Origin of the sequence: Nostoc piscinale CENA21 (assembly GCF_001298445.1) — a bacterium.
GTDB classification, from domain to species: domain Bacteria; phylum Cyanobacteriota; class Cyanobacteriia; order Cyanobacteriales; family Nostocaceae; genus Nostoc_B; species Nostoc_B piscinale_A.
On record NZ_CP012036.1, the window covers coordinates 2,590,608 to 2,608,063 of the forward strand.

At 40.3% G+C, this 17,456-nt stretch carries 15 protein-coding genes and 1 pseudogene; 7 read left to right on the plus strand and 9 right to left on the minus strand.

The features are described 5' to 3' along the window. Nucleotides 1-5 precede the first annotated feature (5 nt). Together ACX27_RS33680 and ACX27_RS11410 are read left to right on the plus strand one after the other, a co-directional pair. Nucleotides 6-266, plus strand: a complete 261-nt coding sequence (locus tag ACX27_RS33680; protein ID WP_235526597.1) for a hypothetical protein — start codon at nucleotides 6-8, stop codon at nucleotides 264-266. A 133-nt stretch (nucleotides 267-399) separates the two neighbouring features. Further along, nucleotides 400-2,256 (plus strand): NACHT domain-containing protein, encoded by a 1,857-nt coding sequence (locus ACX27_RS11410; RefSeq protein ID WP_235526598.1) that lies wholly within the window; start codon nucleotides 400-402, stop codon nucleotides 2,254-2,256. 135 nt (nucleotides 2,257-2,391) lie between these two features. On the opposite strand, the gene ACX27_RS11415 is transcribed toward ACX27_RS11410, so the two are convergent. The 3 genes from ACX27_RS11415 to ACX27_RS11425 all read right to left on the minus strand — a co-directional run bounded on the left by ACX27_RS11415 (nucleotide 2,392) and on the right by ACX27_RS11425 (nucleotide 7,642). Beyond that, nucleotides 2,392-3,006 (minus strand): Uma2 family endonuclease, encoded by a 615-nt coding sequence (locus ACX27_RS11415; RefSeq protein ID WP_062292221.1) that lies wholly within the window; start codon nucleotides 3,004-3,006, stop codon nucleotides 2,392-2,394. A gap of 88 nt (nucleotides 3,007-3,094) precedes the next feature. After that, nucleotides 3,095-4,708, minus strand: coding sequence for an adenylate/guanylate cyclase domain-containing protein (locus ACX27_RS11420; protein ID WP_062292224.1), 1,614 nt, complete (start codon nucleotides 4,706-4,708; stop codon nucleotides 3,095-3,097). Between the two features lie 492 nt (nucleotides 4,709-5,200). Further along, nucleotides 5,201-7,642: a VIT domain-containing protein gene (locus ACX27_RS11425; protein ID WP_062292228.1), complete on the minus strand. Its 2,442-nt coding sequence runs from the start codon at nucleotides 7,640-7,642 to the stop codon at nucleotides 5,201-5,203. A 172-nt stretch (nucleotides 7,643-7,814) separates the two neighbouring features. Between ACX27_RS11425 and ACX27_RS11430 the strand changes: the two genes are divergently transcribed. Continuing rightward, complete coding sequence (locus ACX27_RS11430; protein WP_062292232.1) at nucleotides 7,815-8,408, plus strand: PDDEXK family nuclease; 594 nt, start codon at nucleotides 7,815-7,817, stop codon at nucleotides 8,406-8,408. A gap of 21 nt (nucleotides 8,409-8,429) precedes the next feature. Here the strand turns inward: ACX27_RS11430 and ACX27_RS35700 are convergent. Both ACX27_RS35700 and ACX27_RS11440 read right to left on the minus strand, forming a co-directional pair. Further along, a pseudogene (locus tag ACX27_RS35700) lies at nucleotides 8,430-9,414 on the minus strand (DNA-methyltransferase). A gap of 66 nt (nucleotides 9,415-9,480) precedes the next feature. Beyond that, a complete protein-coding gene (locus ACX27_RS11440; protein WP_062292235.1) occupies nucleotides 9,481-9,705 on the minus strand; it encodes a helix-turn-helix domain-containing protein in 225 nt (74 codons plus the stop codon). 238 nt (nucleotides 9,706-9,943) lie between these two features. On the opposite strand from ACX27_RS11440, the gene ACX27_RS32365 reads away from it, so the two are divergent. Then, complete coding sequence (locus ACX27_RS32365; protein ID WP_158507372.1) at nucleotides 9,944-10,084, plus strand: hypothetical protein; 141 nt, start codon at nucleotides 9,944-9,946, stop codon at nucleotides 10,082-10,084. 50 nt (nucleotides 10,085-10,134) lie between these two features. Here ACX27_RS32365 and ACX27_RS11445 read toward each other — a convergent pair whose 3' ends face one another. The 4 genes from ACX27_RS11445 to ACX27_RS11460 all read right to left on the minus strand — a co-directional run bounded on the left by ACX27_RS11445 (nucleotide 10,135) and on the right by ACX27_RS11460 (nucleotide 12,749). After that, the gene (locus ACX27_RS11445; RefSeq protein WP_062292237.1) at nucleotides 10,135-10,560 is read right to left on the minus strand and encodes a hypothetical protein; all 426 of its coding nucleotides are present in this window, start codon (nucleotides 10,558-10,560) and stop codon (nucleotides 10,135-10,137) included. 42 nt (nucleotides 10,561-10,602) lie between these two features. Continuing rightward, nucleotides 10,603-11,295: a hypothetical protein gene (locus tag ACX27_RS11450; RefSeq protein WP_062292239.1), complete on the minus strand. Its 693-nt coding sequence runs from the start codon at nucleotides 11,293-11,295 to the stop codon at nucleotides 10,603-10,605. Nucleotides 11,296-11,364: 69 nt separating this feature from the next. Next, complete coding sequence (locus tag ACX27_RS11455) at nucleotides 11,365-12,072, minus strand: Uma2 family endonuclease (RefSeq protein WP_062292241.1); 708 nt, start codon at nucleotides 12,070-12,072, stop codon at nucleotides 11,365-11,367. Between the two features lie 29 nt (nucleotides 12,073-12,101). Further along, a complete protein-coding gene (locus ACX27_RS11460) occupies nucleotides 12,102-12,749 on the minus strand; it encodes a hypothetical protein (protein WP_062292243.1) in 648 nt (215 codons plus the stop codon). 372 nt (nucleotides 12,750-13,121) lie between these two features. Between ACX27_RS11460 and acs the strand changes: the two genes are divergently transcribed. From acs to ACX27_RS11475, 3 genes are all read left to right on the plus strand, one after another. Then, a complete protein-coding gene (gene acs, locus ACX27_RS11465) occupies nucleotides 13,122-15,095 on the plus strand; it encodes an acetate--CoA ligase (RefSeq protein ID WP_062292245.1) in 1,974 nt (657 codons plus the stop codon). A 237-nt stretch (nucleotides 15,096-15,332) separates the two neighbouring features. Further along, nucleotides 15,333-16,955 carry a CocE/NonD family hydrolase gene (locus ACX27_RS11470; protein WP_062292249.1) on the plus strand — a complete coding sequence of 541 codons (1,623 nt, stop codon included), beginning with the start codon at nucleotides 15,333-15,335 and terminating at the stop codon, nucleotides 16,953-16,955. 5 nt (nucleotides 16,956-16,960) lie between these two features. Beyond that, complete coding sequence (locus ACX27_RS11475; RefSeq protein WP_062292252.1) at nucleotides 16,961-17,446, plus strand: YcxB family protein; 486 nt, start codon at nucleotides 16,961-16,963, stop codon at nucleotides 17,444-17,446. The last annotated feature ends 10 nt before the right edge of the window (nucleotides 17,447-17,456 follow it).

Sequence of the window (17,456 nt, forward strand, 5' to 3'; positions counted from 1 at the left end):
ATCCTATGACCGGAATGGAACCTTGGGCAATATCTGTTGTTAGTGGGGTAGCTGTACCGATTTTTCAAATTCTTTGGGAAGGTGGCGGTAGAGGTTTAAGATTTTTTGGCAAAACTTTAGACGAAAAAACTCAAGAACTAATTTTTGCAGCATCAAAACAATATGTACAGAACTACCAAGAACGACACGGGATTCTCAAAGTATTAGGAATGCGTGAACCTGTAACTTTGGAATCTGTTTATACAGCAGTGCAATTTTTTAAATGATGATGCAATTCAAAGTTTTGAATCTATAGAGAACTTAGAAAAATTTTATCGAGAAGCTAACAGCCGCAGGTTTCAAGCTAAAGATGCGCCTAAACAAGTAGGTATTAAAGTTGCTAATCAAAAGCAATATTTAATGGTACTTGGTGGCCCTGGTGCTGGCAAATCTACATTTTTGCGGAAGATGGGACTAGAAGCATTGAAAGGAAAAAGAGGAGGATTTCAACATAACTGTATCCCTGTATTTATCGAGTTAAAAAGATTTACCTCTAGTGATGTAGATATTGAAAAATTCATTACAGAAGAATTTAGTATTTGTGGCTTTCCATCAGCCGATAAATTTACAGCTAAGGCTTTAGAAGCAGGTAAACTACTAATTTTATTAGATGGGTTGGATGAAATACCAACTAAAAACTTAACTGAAGCAATTAACCAAATACAAAACTTTGTTGATAAATATGATGGTAATCGCTTTATTACTTCATGTCGTACTGCTGCTCACCGTAACTGTTTCCGCCGCTTTAGCGATGTGATTATGGCAGATTTTGATGATGAGCAGATGCAGCAATTCATTGCTAATTGGTTTCAATCAGAAGCAGATAAGCAAGCCAAGACTGGCGATAAATGTTGGGAATTATTACAAAAATCAGAAAACTCTGCGGCTAAGGAGTTAGGACACACACCTTTATTACTAACATTTCTGTGTTTAGTATATGACCGTTCCCAAAACTTTCCTGATAATCGCAGTGTGCTTTATAAAAAAGCTTTGCGGATATTGTTAGAAGAATGGGCTTCAGAAAAGCGAATTTTGCGAGATGAAATATATCAAGGACTGCATACAGAATTAGAAGAAATATTATTATCAGAAATTGCTTATACAGGTTTTGAATCTGACAGACTGTTCTTTTCTCAGCGTGATATTGTCCAGCAAATCAAATCTTTTCTGGCAAGTAATTTAAATGCACCGCAACATTTAGATGGAGAAGCGGTGCTGAATGCTATTGCTGTGCAGCAGGGAATTTTAGTAGAACGCGCCGAAGATATCTTTTCTTTTTCTCACCTCACGCTACAAGAATATTTAACAGCACAATATATTGATGACCATCGCCTAGTTGAGAAATTAGTTACTGTACACCTGACAGATGAACGCTGGAAAGAAGTATTTTTACTTGTCGCTGGTTTGATGCGTAGTGGTGCAGATGATTTGCTGTTGTTGATGGAAAAGGAAGCGCACAAGTATATTAACTCACCCAAGTTGCGAGATTTATTAAACTGGGCGGAACAAATGACGGCTGGCTCACCAGGAGATTATAAATCAGTTGGTAAACGTGCGGTGGCAATTGCTATTGCGACTGCTATCGCTAACACAACCAATAATGTTAATCTGCTCTATTCCAAATATCTAAAACTTAGGTCTGTTTCCAGAATAGATATTAAAGCCGATAGAGACATCTCTGTGAATATCAGAAAATACAGAATAAGCAGAAGTGGAGGTATTGCCTTTATCTCTGAGACAGCTCTAGCAATAGCTGAAGCAAATGCAATTTTCATAAGTAATAACATTATTGACAACATTGATTACATCATTGATGACATTCACTATATCTCAGATGAGATTTTTGTTCCTGATGCGAATGGTATCTCTAACACAGTTGCTCATATTCTGAAAATTGAAAAACTAGAAATCTTCAATAACTTCAACTTTAGTGTACTGATGATTTCTCAATTAGAAGAGTTGAAAGCTCAAATTTCTAATAATACAAGATCACTGCAAGATTTTTCACCGTTTGCTCAACGTCTGCAACAAACTCTACTTAATATATTCAACCTTATCCCAGATATGATCGATTTCTCTAGGGAAGAACATAAAGCGTTAGAAAATTATCTTTATGCAAATCACCTCATCATCCAATGCAAACAAGCAGCCGTGCGGGTGTCTCCTCAAACCTGGGAAGCAATTGAAGCGCGGATGTTGTTAGCTCAAAATAAGTAGTAATGCAAAATTAAATATACATTCGTCATTGCGAATGGAGCAAAGCGGAATGTAGCAATCGCCAAGTCCTGGCAATTGCCGCGCTACGCTATCACTTTGCTCGCAATGACATAAATAATTTTGCGTAACCACTTATTAGTTAGCCGCATCAAAAATTTGTTGTGCAGTTAAATTTAATTGCGGAAAAGTAGGTGAGACAATACTAGCGTTACCTTGAAACGGAGTCATTTGATATTCACCATCAACTAACTCACACACAAAAATAGTCGGTTGTTTAGGATTTCCGATAAACTTTCTACCACCCAATCCAGCATAATCGGCAATCCAATATTCAGAAATTCCCATTTCCTCATAATCTCTAAATTTATTGTAGTAATCGTCACGCCAATTACTCGAGACAACCTCAACTACCAAAGGAACAGATGCGGCTTGACTGACTGTTGAGTACTTTTGAAAAAGCGGTTCATTGTCAAGATTCTCAAGATTTAGCAGCAACACATCAGGTAAATATGCAGATTCAGCAGATGGAGTTTTCACAAATGTAGTTTTAGGAATACAGTAAGGTAAATTCAGACGATCAAACTCCACTGTTAATTTACGCGACAAAAATGCAATCACTTTTTCATGCGATCCGCTTGGAGGTGGCATTTCAAAAATTACTCCCCTGTGTAATTCGTAGAGTTTACTATCGTTGGGATACCATTCAATAAATTCATTGAAGGTAAATAATTTAGGCAAAGCTTGAGTCATAATCTTACCTCCACAAGTATTGTATGCCAATTCGTAATTAACTATTATGAAAATACCGATACAAAAATGAAATTTGGAGGCAATAAGATTAACTCATTTTTGTTTGATAAACCTTGACTAATCTATCAATACCTTTAAACCGATGATCACCCATTTCTTGAAAATCTGAAGCATCTGTCAGCATTTGATAGGTGGCTTCACTAATTACACATTCCCCAGGGGGACAAACAGCTTCCATCCGCGCGGCTAAGTTAATCGTAGCGCCTAGGGCGGTGTAATCTACCCTTTGGGAACTGCCAACATCACCAACGACGGCTTTACCACTATTAATTGCAATGCGTAATTGTAGAGGTTCTTCCCAAAAACCTTTGGCGTTCAATCTTTGCAGACGTGTGAGCATTCCTTTGGCGGCGGCGGTGGCGCGGTCTGCATGGTCTAGCAGTGGTTCGGGAGCGCCAAAAAATGCCATGATACAATCGCCAATATATTTATCTAAAGTGCCACCGTAGGCGAATACTTCTTGCAGCATTTCTTCAAATAAATTATTTAATAGTTGGGCGATCGCTTTTGGTGTTAACCTTTCTGAAAGTGCTGTAAACCCGACTAAATCTGCAAATACAATACTAATTTCGCTTTCTGTTGTCGGCAAACGTCCATCGGGTAAACCACCCACAGAAATTAACTGCTGTACAACGGCAGGGGAATGATAACGTTCTAAGCGGTGACGAATTACTTCTTCGGTTTTAAGTTTTTCTACTAATAGCCAACGCTGGACACTCGAAGCCACCAAATTTGCTAAAGCTGAAAAAAAGCTGAGTTCTTCTTCACCATCATTTTCCCAATGATAAGAAGAAAGATGGGCATCAGCATAAAGAACGCCAACAACTTTATTTTCATCCCACAAGGGTACAGCCATTGCGCTGCGAATACCTTTGACTAAAATACTATGTTCGCCGGCAAATCTTTCATCTTTATGTGTATCAGCAGTTTGAATTGCGACTTTTTCTTCAAATACTTTTTGACAAATACTCCGACTAATCCAACTACCATCAGCTGCTAAGTATTTTTGTTCCGCAGCATTTCTCGTCCCAGCATTAACTAATTCTAAATGATTGCAGCCATTCACATCAATTAATAAAGCCAAGCGGTCAATACTGTCGAGATAACGAAACACTACTTGTTGGACTTGGGAGAAAATTTCTTCTATTGATGCGGCTGCACAGAGATTTTTGGCAATATCTACCAAGTCTTTAAGGCGGGCGATGCTTTTGTTTTTAGTAGTAATATCATCATCTTGACTTTCGGCTGCTATCCACTGCTGTTGTAATTGTTTGACGTTGCGTAATATGGTTCGTTGTTCATTATTATCAGCAATTGGTGGTGGAGGTTTGATTGGTATGACTGGATTGACCAACACTACTACCAAGCTGATGTTTCCTAACCAAATAATATCGCCATTTTGTAAATCTCGTGTGGCAGTCACAAAACTCTGATTAACTTGCGTGCCATTTTTACTACCCAAATCTTCAATAGCCCATGCACCGTTAGCTTTTTTTCGTAACAGCGCGTGTTTTCGGGAGATGCCACCAAAAGGTAAGTAAAGGTCACATTCTGGTAAACGACCAATGGTGAATTCATTTTGATTCACTGTTATCGTTGTTTCTGTTTCTCCTTGTTGTAGGCGCAGTGTAAGTTCAGTCATGAGTATGGTTTGTTTATCCTGGAAGCAAGGGAACCACAATTGAGGTAAAGGATACCAGGATAAATCCTTTACCTTATCTTTATGACACTGTTAATGGCATTCCGACAACTGTCTACCTTAAATTAAGTATCCACGCAAATACAGATGTTGTCGTTGGCATGAAGTACAAATTTACACATTTGGGTACTCCGATATGATATTCAATACCAATTTTATGTGAAGCTCACAGTATTGTATTTTATACAAGGCGTGGTAACTCTACTTATGTATACACCGTAGTTCCCTTGTAGAGAATGGGCTAGGGCGGTATTGTATTACATTAAATTCCACACGGATATGTTGCGATCGCACATGGTAAGCGCAAACCAAATTACTGGAAACCAAGAAATATTGAAATGTAATCAAAAATTTAAATTGCAATTGTGATAGTTAAAAGATGAATTGCGATCGCCTGCAACAAAAAAACCGGGATAAACCCGGTATAATTTTATATTATGTTTGCACTCGGACTGTTAGTGAAACCGTAGTTGTGAGCAATTGAGGGATGCGCCAAGAGATGAGCGATCGTCTGATAACATCAATTACAGCTTGTTCCTTAAAAGTAGAAGCCTGCTCATCTAACAACACCTGTCTCACTCGTCCCTTATTTATCTGCAACTCAAACACTAAATCGCCACAGCAACCCGTATGTAATGAGACAGCTTCTAAATACTGAGTCAGAAGCGCAATCATCTGCTCATTCAACCCTGTCACACTCACAACCTTTAAATGCACGACAGGAGCAATTCTTGATGCAAAGTTGACTGCTGCTAAGTCTATATCTTCAAGACTTTCATCAGCATAACTGTACTTTTCTTTATTTTGTAACCTTCCTGAAGGTGGTTCAGACAGAAAACTCTCCGCTTCCGGTGCGCCTGGAGAGGGTCGATTTTTCTTTTTTTGTTTTTTGGGTATCCTTGTGCGTGTCAAAAACTCCGGTGTATCAGGCGTTACATGAGGTGCAGCAGGCATTATACACGCCCTAATTGGCTCAATACTCATAGCAACACTACCATAAATACCTTGATGGCTGATACCTTCAGCCATTTCTACAGGTACTTGCACCGAAACTGAACCCTGAAGTGGATTAACTCGTACATCATCACTCACCGCCACAAAAGCTGTATATTGCGACAACAGTTGATAAGTCAAAGCCGTATCTGTCACCGCTTCCACACCCAACTTAGTTTCACCATGCACCATCTTATTCATTAATTCCTTGATGCGGGAACGTCCCCAAAGTTGAGCAATGGCGGGGTTTCCAGTTTCCTCAAATTCCAAGTTAATTGTATTTTGGTAGCGTGTACCACCCGCAACAATTCCCGTAATGTGGAGTTTTCCCCCACACGCATCAGGCTTTTTACCAAATAAAACTAACGGCTGTTCCGCAAACAAATCTGGCGGCGTGGCAGGATAGATAATTGGAGAATCACCATCACCTTCCCATTGCAAATTAATGTTAGCCAGAACTGGATTGTTAATTTGACGGTAGAATTTATTGACTACCTCATCCGTTGGTTCATCGTGGCGAATAATGTGAGATATACCCCTTCCTAATTCTGCAATGCGATTGAGTAGAAAACGATTCACCGAACTACCCGCACCAAAGCTATAAAGGCGGTTTCCAGACTTGAGATGTTGTTGTACTTCGGCGAGGATTTGGTTTTCATTGCCGATATAACCATCCGTCAACAACACAATACTCCGCAACCGTCCAGGATCTGTAACAGGGAAATTCAACACAGCACGAATTCCGCGTAACATCTCCGTGCCACCGTTAGCAGTCAATTTATTAATATAATTGATGGCGCGTGTGCGATTTTGGGCATTATTAGCCAGGGGAACAGGCGATAATTGCCGAGTCGTATCAGAAAAATCAACAATACTAAAAGTGTCATCAGGGTTAAGTCCATTAATAAAGCGGCGCATCAACTCCTGACATTGCATCAGTGGCGCACCCATTTGTGAACCGGAAGTATCAATGAGAAACACCACATCTTTAGGGACAACCTGATCCTGACGGTATTGGAGTGCAGGAATTAGATAGAGTGCAAAATGTCCACCCCGTTCATCAGCTTGGCTGAGTACCGTAGCTTGGGTAGATTCACCAGCTACTTGATAGCGTAAAATCAAGTCTTTATTCGGAATTGTGTCCCCACCCGCTAACTTCACCAACACCCGCTTTTCTGCGTAACTTATCTGAATTTGGTGAGAAGGAGACTGGACATTTTGAACCTCAACCCCCGCATCAATTTCTATGGTGACATTAATATTATGGGGCGATCGCATACCCGATGGTAAGATAGGTGCATTCAACCGTGAACCATCGGGAACTATATCTGTATCTTGATTTTGTGTCATCGGTGCAGTAGCCGAACCTACACCGCCTGCATTTCCCTCAATTGGTATCCCTGGAATGTAACGCGGAGCAACCACCATCGGGAAAACAAACTCATAATTACCCGCAGTAAATTTCAAACTTTCAGAGTAGCGAATAATCACATCAATTTGCTCACCTGGTTGAATATTGGCGAGGGACTGAGTAAAAATGTTGTCCCGTTCTTGTTCCAACAGTCCTGCGGTGCGTCCTTGTTCCTTTGCTTGCTCGTAGATTTGCTGTGCTTCTTGGCGTTTTTTAATACTACCTTTAATAGTCTTGTCACCAATCCGAATCAGCATATCATCAACAGCCGCTTCATCCGGTAACGGGAAAATATAAACAGCTTCTAGGGTAGTTGTGAAAGGATTTTCAAAACTTTGGGTAACTTCCACCCGCGAGATATTCCCGGCAATTTTGGCTTGTACCTCCGTATGCTTCAGGGGGAAAGCAATTTGCTGTTGTTCAGGAGTTTGAACATATAAGCCACCGGCTTGGCGTTCTATAGTTTGAGTCATATCTGTTACCTCACGCTGTTTTGTTATGTCTCTAGCGTAGGCGCGTTGACTTAGCAGATATGCTCAGTTTTGTGTTCAGTCGATGCTCAGTGGTTGGTTCATTGCTAAAAGACGGTTTTCACTGGAATATATGCTGAATATCTTGTGTAATTAGTGGTAGCGAGAATTTGTGATGAAGATTGTTCAAGAAGTTTCATTAATTAGTATAGGGAGTTTTGAAGAATCGAGTGATTGGGCTATAATTCGCTCTGAAATTCGTGATGCGATCGCTCTAATTGTTCACCCTACTGGTACATCTAGCTTTACCATCAATCCAAAAAAGCATGGTAATGGTGTCAAGCCTATTAAAGAAGCTTGCATGATTGCATTAAGAGATAGATTTGGATGGAGATTAGAAGCCCCCATTAACTATGCTACGAAATCACCAGGAAAAGTTGATGCTACAAAAGTAATTGATAATTATTTCTTTGCGCTTGAGTGGGAAACTGGAAATATTTCTTCCAGCCATCGTGCAGTTAATAAAATGGTGCTGGGATTAATCCGTGGTGTTTTTCTCGGTGCTGCTTTAGTTCTTCCCAGTCGGAAACTTTACCCTTATTTAACTGATAGAATTGGTAACTACGAAGAGTTAGAACCATATTTCGATGTGTGGCGATCAGTTCAACTCCAAGAAGGGTTTCTGGCGATTTTTGTAATTGAACATGATCAGCTAGATAGTAATGTCCCAACACTTACTAAAGGAACAGATGGACGTGCTTTAGTCTAAATTTTCTGATTTAAATATTTATTAAGAATAGGGGATGGAAAGTTGTGAAGCATTGATTTTCCGTTGCTTTGATTTCTTATTTCCCCTTGCTGATTCCCATTGTTCAATCATTCCATTAGCGAGATCAGTTAATCTTTCTACAGCCGGATCTGTATCTCCAAGTTCTGAACCAATCCAGTAACGCTGTAGCTTTTCTGCTGCATAAAATGTAGTACCAGATCCACCAAACGGATCGACTACAATTTGTCCAGGATGAGATGACATTGCAATAATTCGCTCTAGCATAATGGGTGCAAGTTCGTTAGGAACTCGTTTTTTGTGTTGACGATGGCGCACTGGTGGAATATCCGTCCACATTTCTTCTGCTAGTGTCCATAAAATATCTTGAGAGTTAGCTTCAGAAGTTTCTTCCCAAACATCTTCCGGCGCATCCCAAACATCCATTAAATTAATACCCTGTGCGTTCAGTTTTTTGCGATGTCCACCATAATCACGAATTTCCCCACCGCAATGTCGGCAAACTTGAATGGGTGTATAAACCTTATTAAAAACTGCTGCTTCTCCTTTAGTGTAGTAAAGTAATCCATAATGAGCCGGAGACATTTTTTTTGCCTCTAGGAAACGCTTTCGGCATTCTACAAGCAATCCAATGCCGAAAATTCATTCCTTGCTGATTCAAATATGCACCATATTCTATACACCATTTAGGTAGATTAAATACAAATAAACTGCCACCATTTTTTAAAACTCGAATACTCTGATTCAACCACTGTTTTGACCATCTTAGATATTCATCATCTGCCATCTGATCAATCACGCCTTTACCATATTCTTTACCAAGGTTAAAAGGTGGATCAGCAAATACAATATCTACAGATTCATTCGGTAATGCTGAGAGAAATTTTAGACAATCTCCTTGATAAAGAATTCCATATTCACTTTTGTAGATTTCTTTTAATTCTTGTTGTTCTACATCATCAGTAGCAATCAGTTGAAAAGGTAGCATTACTGTATATTTGAGTTTTGCTGTATATAACTAGTATAAAAACTCTATTGACAATCGTCAATAGATTTATGGTGTATTTGTACTACGAGGTTGATAAGGTTTTCCCATCGGTTGATTTTGATATCGCTCGACTTCAACATTTTCTATGTAGTAATAACGTCCAAGTTTGCAAGCTATAATTTGACCATTCTTAATTAAGTTGTGTACTCGTTGGCGTGTGACACCAAGTAATTTGGCAGCTTGAGCTACAGAGAGTAATTCAGCACCATTTTTAGTAATAGAGCCTGTCATAAAGTTAGTCGAGAATAATGCTTAAAATTAACAGGTTGATCCAAATCAATATTGTATTTTCAAGCGTAACTCAGTCTTACTAGTGAGCAAAGCTCAAACCCTTTGACGTTGAAATCATCTGCTCAGTTAACAGATATATGTCAAACTCGCTCAAAGCATCAACGGCTGGACTGACAATTGTGGTCAAGGCGCGAAAACATCTTGGCTGGAAGAAATAGTACGGCTCGTTAGGGGCAAGATGCTCACACTTCTAGAGCTACTTTACAGCGATTTTGGCAGGGCGATCGCCTACGATATCCTGTGTGAACGCATTCAGTATGCTCGAACGTTGGGTTATGTAGACTTAATTCATGCCAGATGGTCTTCAAAAAGAAGTTGAATTTATTCAACAAAAATACTGCTGAAAATTACTACTAAGGTGATGGATTTTCATCGAAAAAATCTTTCTACCAGATGGGCTGCTAAATTTTCAACATCTAGATTATGTACATTATCATCAGCTAATAAATTAACCACTGCAGATAACCTCTCACCCTCTTCAGCAATTCGCTCACAAGCTGCTAAGTTAACTGCAAAATCAAACAGCGATTTTTCACCTAATTGCTGTCTCACCTGGACAGCTAATATATCATCACTAACCAAAAATTCTTTAACTGCATCTAATAACTGATTCCCTAAAATCTCATCATATTCCCAGGTTTCTAGCCAATCTCCATCAACATCTTCAACATAGATATGTACAAAATCTAAACCATAAGTTAGCCAATCTTGTTGCATTTTACGGGCTGTTGCTAAAGCTTGGGCAAATTTATCTAATTGTCCTTCGTAGCTTGCAGTTTCACTTTGATTAGGCATAAAGGCTGTGATAAGCAGTTAATTGAATGAATACATCAAAAATTAGGCAAATTTCAGATATTTGCCTTCCGCAAGATAATCACTGTTATACAAAGCAACGTTGACTAACTGATTAATGAAATTTGCATCTTTAGGATTGTAACTAACAAACAAGCCTCTTTCTATCTCCCATGAGTTAAGTGTACTTTTCCAATCATGATATTTTTGATTACTTAGTTCTTCCGATACACTGGTAATTTGAATACATAATGGTTGATTGTTGCGACTGCTAACGATTAAGTCTGTCGCCATCGAAAGGTCGGCAATATATCTCTGCCAAAAACTACCTTCACGACTCACAATATCTTGCGCTATAGATTTAATAATATCATCATCCACTTGATTAAATTCACCCGACATTAATTTTTGTTTCCAAATATAAAATTTAGTGTCAGTTGCATTAATCCACTTAGGAAAAAGATAACTATACCAATATCTTTCATTTGCTGTCATTTGGGCAAATTTAGCTTGTTGTTCTGCTTCTGAAGGTAATGATTGAATCATTAACCAAATGGTAGAATCCGTAATTACTTCCAACAGGAATGCCAGAACAAAAGGTTTTGCCGTCAGGGAACCTAACTTAATATCTTTAACCCAACGATTAATTTCATGCAATTTTCTCGCTAGATTTTGATCTACCAAGGATGCTTCCTCGATAAGTAATTTTAACTGCTCCTTAATCTCTTTCGCTTGCAAATGATGTCCTGCTTGTGGTCAATAATACTTATTCTATTTAAAAAACTTCGTATTACCTTCATCATGCTATTAAATATGGTCGGGGTCAATACCTTGTGCTAGTAAAATCTCCCTTAACCGATTAACTTCAGCTTGGGCTTGTTGGGCGCGGGTTTCGGCTTGCTGGGCTTTTTCTTCAGGTGTGGGGATTAAGTGATTGTCAGTCGTAAAGTATCTTAACTTGCCTTCATACACGCCGAGATACAGTTCTAACTGCTGACTCCAGAGTTTGCCTTCTGGAGTGGGTGTAATTGGCTGATATTTACCTTCTACTAAATGAAATCCTTGGAACTCAAGAGTAACGGGGTCAAACCAGAAGTAGTCAGGGGTGCGGAAGGTATCTTGATAAATTTGTTTTTTCAAGCCTCTGTCTACTGCGGCTGTGGAATCTGACAAAATTTCGACAATCACATTGGGATATTTGCCATCTTCATGCCATACCACCCAACTATTTCGGTCTCTTTTTTCTGTACCTAACACCACGAAAAAATCTGGGCTGCGAAATTCTTCTGATTTTTTCTGCTTGGGGCTATAGTAAATTGTCAAGTTACCAGAAGCATAGAAATTTTGTCTTTCTTGCCACCATAACTTTAAGGTGCGAATTAGCAGTTCAATTTGGTCGCGGTGGAGATCACTTTCTAATGGTGGTTCGTCACTGAGTAAATCACTAGGCGGAAAAAGTATACCATCTTCTATAATTTCGCTAGGAATCCTGTCTACAATAGTAGGCTCAGACATAAGCGGCTTCTACCTAATATCTACGTTAATTATTTCTGACAATTAACTAACTGACAGATGCCTTTAAGAACTTGTAATAACTCGATCGCATCGGGGGATTCATTAAGATTTAATAATGGCATAAGTTGATAAGTAGGCTGTTGGGCGCGGGTTAAATGAACAAATTGATAAAGCTGTCCATTGGTAACTAAACCCCACACAGATGGTTGTTGCTCTAAACTTTTAAAGGCGTAAGTAATTAATTGCGGCAAACCCTCACCTACATGGATCGCACTATTTTTTGTTTCAATGACTAAAATCCAAAAAGGTGCTGTGGTATGAGTCTGAGAGTTATTGACGGCTAAAATATCCATCCGTCCGGTAATTCTTCTGTCTTCATCTTCGACTGCGATCGCCACACTATCTTCCATTGTTAACCGAATCGGCACATCATAAAATCCAGCCAGCCGCATTAATGGGGCTAGGGTTAAAAATTTTACTAAGCCTTCAGAAATTTTACCCTCACTAGAGTAACGCTCGAAGTCGCTTCTGATTCGCAATAAATCCTGCTGTTCAAACTCAGAGAGTGTTTCTAAAGGTAAAAAGTCTGTGAATGAACCATTTGCCAGCTTTTCGAGTTTGAGCAAGCGATGAACATCATTGAGGGATAAGTTATTAGCTTCGAGAATTAGCGGCATAGCGTGAAGTATGAAGTATGAAATTTTATACTTATTTTATTTAATGGGAAAATCCTTAATACTCAACAAAAACTAGTACAGGTTGGCGTAAATAAAGAGACTATCTAGAATTGCTAAAAGGCTTGTGGTATCGTTATTCTTTCTTTTTCCTTTTGCCCTTCGGGTGACGCTCCTAACGTCGCTACCGCTTCGCTAATGGCAGTGAGGGAGTCGGGAGACCCGCCCAACGCACTGCCTCACCTTTTTACTTTTGCCTTGTTGTACTAGCCTCTAGCCCCTCCGTCTACCAGCTTAACGAAAATCTAAACTCTGTAGCGCCTAACTAAGCTAAGAATGGTTTTTACTAACATATAGTGATTGTGCTGATCAACTATGTCTCAACCAACTATAGAATCAATCCTACAAGAGAAGCGTTTATTCCAGCCGGCTGCGGGATTCTCGCAAAACGCCCATATTAAAAGCTTAGAAGATTATCAACAACTTTACGATAAAGCCAAGGCTGACCCGGAAAAATTTTGGGCAGATTTAGCGGAAACTGAATTGCATTGGTTTGAAAAGTGGCACACCATTCTAGATTGGCAACCACCGTTTGCGAAGTGGTTTGTCGGTGGCAAGATGAATATTTCTTACAACTGTTTAGATAGACATCTCACAACTTGGCGCAAGAATAAAGCGGCGTTGATTTGGGAAGGTGAGCCAGGAGATTCCCGGACTTTGACATACTCCCAACTACATCGAGAAGTTTGCCAATTTGCCAATGTATTAAAACAGTTGGGAGTCCAAAAAGGCGATCGCGTGGGTATTTATATGCCGATGATACCGGAAGCGGCGATCGCTATGTTAGCTTGTGCCAGAATTGGCGCACCCCATAGTGTGGTATTTGGTGGTTTCAGTGCCGAAGCTTTACGCGATCGCTTAATTGATGCCCAAGCTAAATTAGTTGTGACTGCTGATGGTGGTTGGCGTAAAGATGCGATCGTTCCCCTGAAAGAACAAGTCGATAAAGCTTTGGCAGATGGCGCTGTTCCTTCTGTAGAAAATGTCTTGGTAGTCAAGCGCACCGGACAAGATATTTATATGCAGTTGGGCGGACGTGACCATTGGTGGCACGATTTACAAAAAGGTGTCTCGGCTGATTGTCCGGCGGAACCAATGGACAGCGAAGATATGCTGTTTATTCTCTACACTTCTGGCAGTACAGGTAAACCCAAGGGCGTTGTGCATACCACTGCTGGTTATAACTTGTACACCCACATGACTACCAAATGGATATTCGACTTGCAAGACACTGATGTTTATTGGTGTACTGCCGATGTGGGTTGGATTACCGGACATAGTTACATTGTTTATGGGCCATTATCTAACGGTGCAACCACGCTGATGTATGAAGGTGCGCCCCGTGCTTCTAATCCTGGTTGCTTCTGGGATGTCATAGAAAAATACGGTGTGAATATTTTCTACACTGCACCGACGGCGATTCGGGCGTTTATTAAGATGGGCGAACACCATCCTAAATCGCGCAATTTGTCTTCACTGCGCTTATTGGGAACTGTCGGCGAACCAATTAACCCCGAAGCTTGGATGTGGTATCACCGCGTGATTGGTGGCGATCGCTGTCCGATTGTCGATACTTGGTGGCAAACTGAAACAGGCGGAATTATGATTACACCCTTACCAGGGGCAATTCCGACTAAACCCGGTTCCGCGACACGTCCTTTCCCCGGAATTTTGGCAGACATCGTTGATTTAGATGGGAACTCTTTAGGCGATAACGAAGGCGGTTATTTGGCAGTGCGTCATCCTTGGCCGGGAATGATGCGGACTGTTTACGGTGATCCTGAACGCTTCCGCCGCACCTATTGGGAACATATTCCGCCCCAAGATGGCAAGTATACATACTTTGCTGGCGATGGTGCGAGACGAGATGAAGACGGTTATTTCTGGGTGATGGGACGAGTTGACGATGTGTTGAACGTGTCAGGACATCGCCTCGGCACAATGGAAATTGAATCAGCGTTAGTTTCTCACCCAGCCGTTGCAGAGGCGGCGGTTGTTGGTAAGCCAGATGAACTCAAAGGTGAGGATGTTGTGGCGTTTGTGACTTTAGAAGGTACGCATCAACCAAGCGAGGAACTAAGTAAGGAACTGAAAAAACACGTCGTGCAGGAAATTGGTGCGATCGCCCGTCCCGGAGAAATCCGCTTTACCGATGCTTTACCCAAAACGCGATCGGGCAAGATTATGCGGCGCTTGTTGCGTAACCTAGCGGCTGGACAAGAAGTTTCTGGTGACACTTCAACCTTAGAAGACCGTGGCGTGTTAGATAAATTACGCGAAGGTGCATGAAGAGTGATGAGTGCTGAGTAAACATTAGTAGCGTGTCTAGCTTTAAAATGTTGCATTAAAAAACCGATTTCATCTGCGTTTATCCGCGTGGATCTGCGGTTAATTTTTCCAATCTAATGCAATATTTTAGTCTAGACACGCCATTACTCATCTGTGCTTGTATTAAGTAATCACACAGAAATTACACACATTCTCTTCCTGTTGCTTGTTCCCTAATGTAATTTTGTGCAACTACTTATGTATAGAGTTCTTCCTAAACAAACTGCATCTATGTACACCCGCGATGGTGTCAGACTGGATGCAGATATTTATCGCCCTGATGCCGCAGAGAGTTTTCCGGTATTATTAATGCGACAACCTTATGGTAGAGCGATCGCATCAACTGTAGTCTATGCCCATCCCAGTTGGTATGCTGCCCAAGGTTATATTGTCGTGATTCAAGATGTTCGTGGACGCGGTACTTCGGCTGGGGAATTTAAGTTATTTGCCCATGAAATTGCTGATGGTGAAGATAGCATTTATTGGGCAGCCCATTTACCGGGTAGTAATGGCAAAGTCGGGATGTATGGTTTTTCTTATCAAGGAATGACCCAACTCTACGCCGCAGTTGCTAAACCCAGTGCTTTAAAAACAATTTGTCCAGCCATGATTGGTTATGATTTATATACAGATTGGGCTTATGAAGGTGGCGCATTCTGTTTACAAACTAATCTTGCTTGGGCAATTCAATTAGCTACAGAAACCGCGCGTCTACGCCATGATCACACAGCTTATCAAGCTTTATTGACTGCGGCACGCAACTTACCGCTAAATAATCCCGAAATTCTCCAACAACTTGCCCCAGAGTCGTTTTATCATGAATGGGTAGCCCATCCCCAAGCAGATAATTATTGGGAAGAACTTTCACCCAAGCGCCACTTACAAGCTGTGGACTTGCCTATATTTCATATTGGTGGATGGTTTGATACTTATCTGCGTGGTACTCTACGTTTTTATCAAGATATGGCAGCCCGCAGCACCCAACCCCAACATTTATTAGTCGGCCCTTGGGCGCATTTGCCTTGGGGAAGAAAAGTCGGCGAAGTTGACTTTGGTGCGAAAGCCGCCAGCCCTGTAGATAGGATGCAAATTCGCTGGTTTGATCAATTTTTGAAAGATATAGATACAGGCTTATTGCGGGAGTCTTCTATTTGCTTGTTTGAAATGGGAAGTAATATTTGGCACACTTTCCCTAACTTAAATACAGCTAACCAAAAATCTTATTTTCTGTCAACTACCGGACTCGCCAGCATCCGTGAAGACTCAGGAATTTTAATCCAAAATCCCCAATCCCAAATCCAAAATTCTGTTGATGTATTAGTCCACGACCCTTGGCGACCTGTACCGTCTTTAGGCGGTCATGCTGGCTTATCAGCAGGTGTATTTGAGCGATCGCATCTTGATTGTCGTTCGGATGTGTTAACTTATACTAGTACACTACTCACCGAAGACCTGCATATTTTAGGGGAGGTAGTAGTAGAAATTGATTGCTATGCTGACCAACCTAGTTATGATGTATGCGCTGTGTTATCGCAAGTACAGCCTGATGGCAAAGTATATAATCTGACTCAGGGCTATATACATTGTCCACAAAACACTGCTGTGCCGATTAAAATTCAACTGCAAACAACTTGTGTACGCATTGCCAAAGGTAATGCTTTGCGTTTGAGTTTGAGTGCGGCTTGTTTTCCTGCTTATGCTATGAACTCTGGTAATGGTGCAGTGCTGAACAGCAATGATTTACGCAATGCTCAAGTTATCACATTGACAGTACATTGTGGTGGCGATCGCAATTCTCAAATTTTCTTACCAGTGATTTAAATAGAATGTATATCAAAACCAAAACTTTTCAAATTACACCAAAAGAATTAGGCGCACTCTTAACTTTTTTCTATTACAGGCGGATGAAATTTATTTTTATTCTCTTAGCAATTTTGTTAATTATCAATATTGTTTTTTCCGTCTTACAAAATCGCTTTGATTGGTGGTTAATATATTTTGTCGGCTTAGGAGCGTATTTTGTTTCCTTACCTTTGTTTTTTCAACCACAAAAGCGCAATTCTACATTAGAGTTTCAAAATCGCTACTGTGAAATTGATGAAAATTTCTTTGCAGTCTTTTATGAAGATGGCAGTATTGTTAAAATTAATTACTCGCACTTTATTCAAGTCGTCAAAAAAGCAGACTATTATTTTCTATACATGACTAAAGTCCAATTTTATTATTTACCAGTTGCCGCTTTTGAAAGTGAAAAAGATATCCATAGATTTGATTTGTTTTTACAGAGCAGACAATTAATGAAACTCTGGTAATTGCTGCAAT

Bases quoted from the DNA above. Each gene is read 5' to 3' on its own strand.
- ACX27_RS33680 (WP_235526597.1), top strand. From the start codon at position 6: ATGACCGGAATGGAACCTTGGGCAATATCTGTTGTTAGTGGGGTAGCT.
- ACX27_RS11410 (WP_235526598.1), top strand. From the start codon at position 400: ATGGTACTTGGTGGCCCTGGTGCTGGCAAATCTACATTTTTGCGGAAG.
- ACX27_RS11415 (WP_062292221.1), bottom strand. From the start codon at position 3,006: ATGACTCAAGCTTTGCCTAAATTATTTACCTTCAATGAATTTATTGAA.
- ACX27_RS11420 (WP_062292224.1), bottom strand. From the start codon at position 4,708: ATGACTGAACTTACACTGCGCCTACAACAAGGAGAAACAGAAACAACG.
- ACX27_RS11425 (WP_062292228.1), bottom strand. From the start codon at position 7,642: ATGACTCAAACTATAGAACGCCAAGCCGGTGGCTTATATGTTCAAACT.
- ACX27_RS11430 (WP_062292232.1), top strand. From the start codon at position 7,815: ATGAAGATTGTTCAAGAAGTTTCATTAATTAGTATAGGGAGTTTTGAA.
- ACX27_RS11440 (WP_062292235.1), bottom strand. From the start codon at position 9,705: ATGACAGGCTCTATTACTAAAAATGGTGCTGAATTACTCTCTGTAGCT.
- ACX27_RS32365 (WP_158507372.1), top strand. From the start codon at position 9,944: ATGCTCACACTTCTAGAGCTACTTTACAGCGATTTTGGCAGGGCGATC.
- ACX27_RS11445 (WP_062292237.1), bottom strand. From the start codon at position 10,560: ATGCCTAATCAAAGTGAAACTGCAAGCTACGAAGGACAATTAGATAAA.
- ACX27_RS11455 (WP_062292241.1), bottom strand. From the start codon at position 12,072: ATGTCTGAGCCTACTATTGTAGACAGGATTCCTAGCGAAATTATAGAA.
- ACX27_RS11460 (WP_062292243.1), bottom strand. From the start codon at position 12,749: ATGCCGCTAATTCTCGAAGCTAATAACTTATCCCTCAATGATGTTCAT.
- acs (WP_062292245.1), top strand. From the start codon at position 13,122: ATGTCTCAACCAACTATAGAATCAATCCTACAAGAGAAGCGTTTATTC.
- ACX27_RS11470 (WP_062292249.1), top strand. From the start codon at position 15,333: ATGTATAGAGTTCTTCCTAAACAAACTGCATCTATGTACACCCGCGAT.
- ACX27_RS11475 (WP_062292252.1), top strand. From the start codon at position 16,961: ATGTATATCAAAACCAAAACTTTTCAAATTACACCAAAAGAATTAGGC.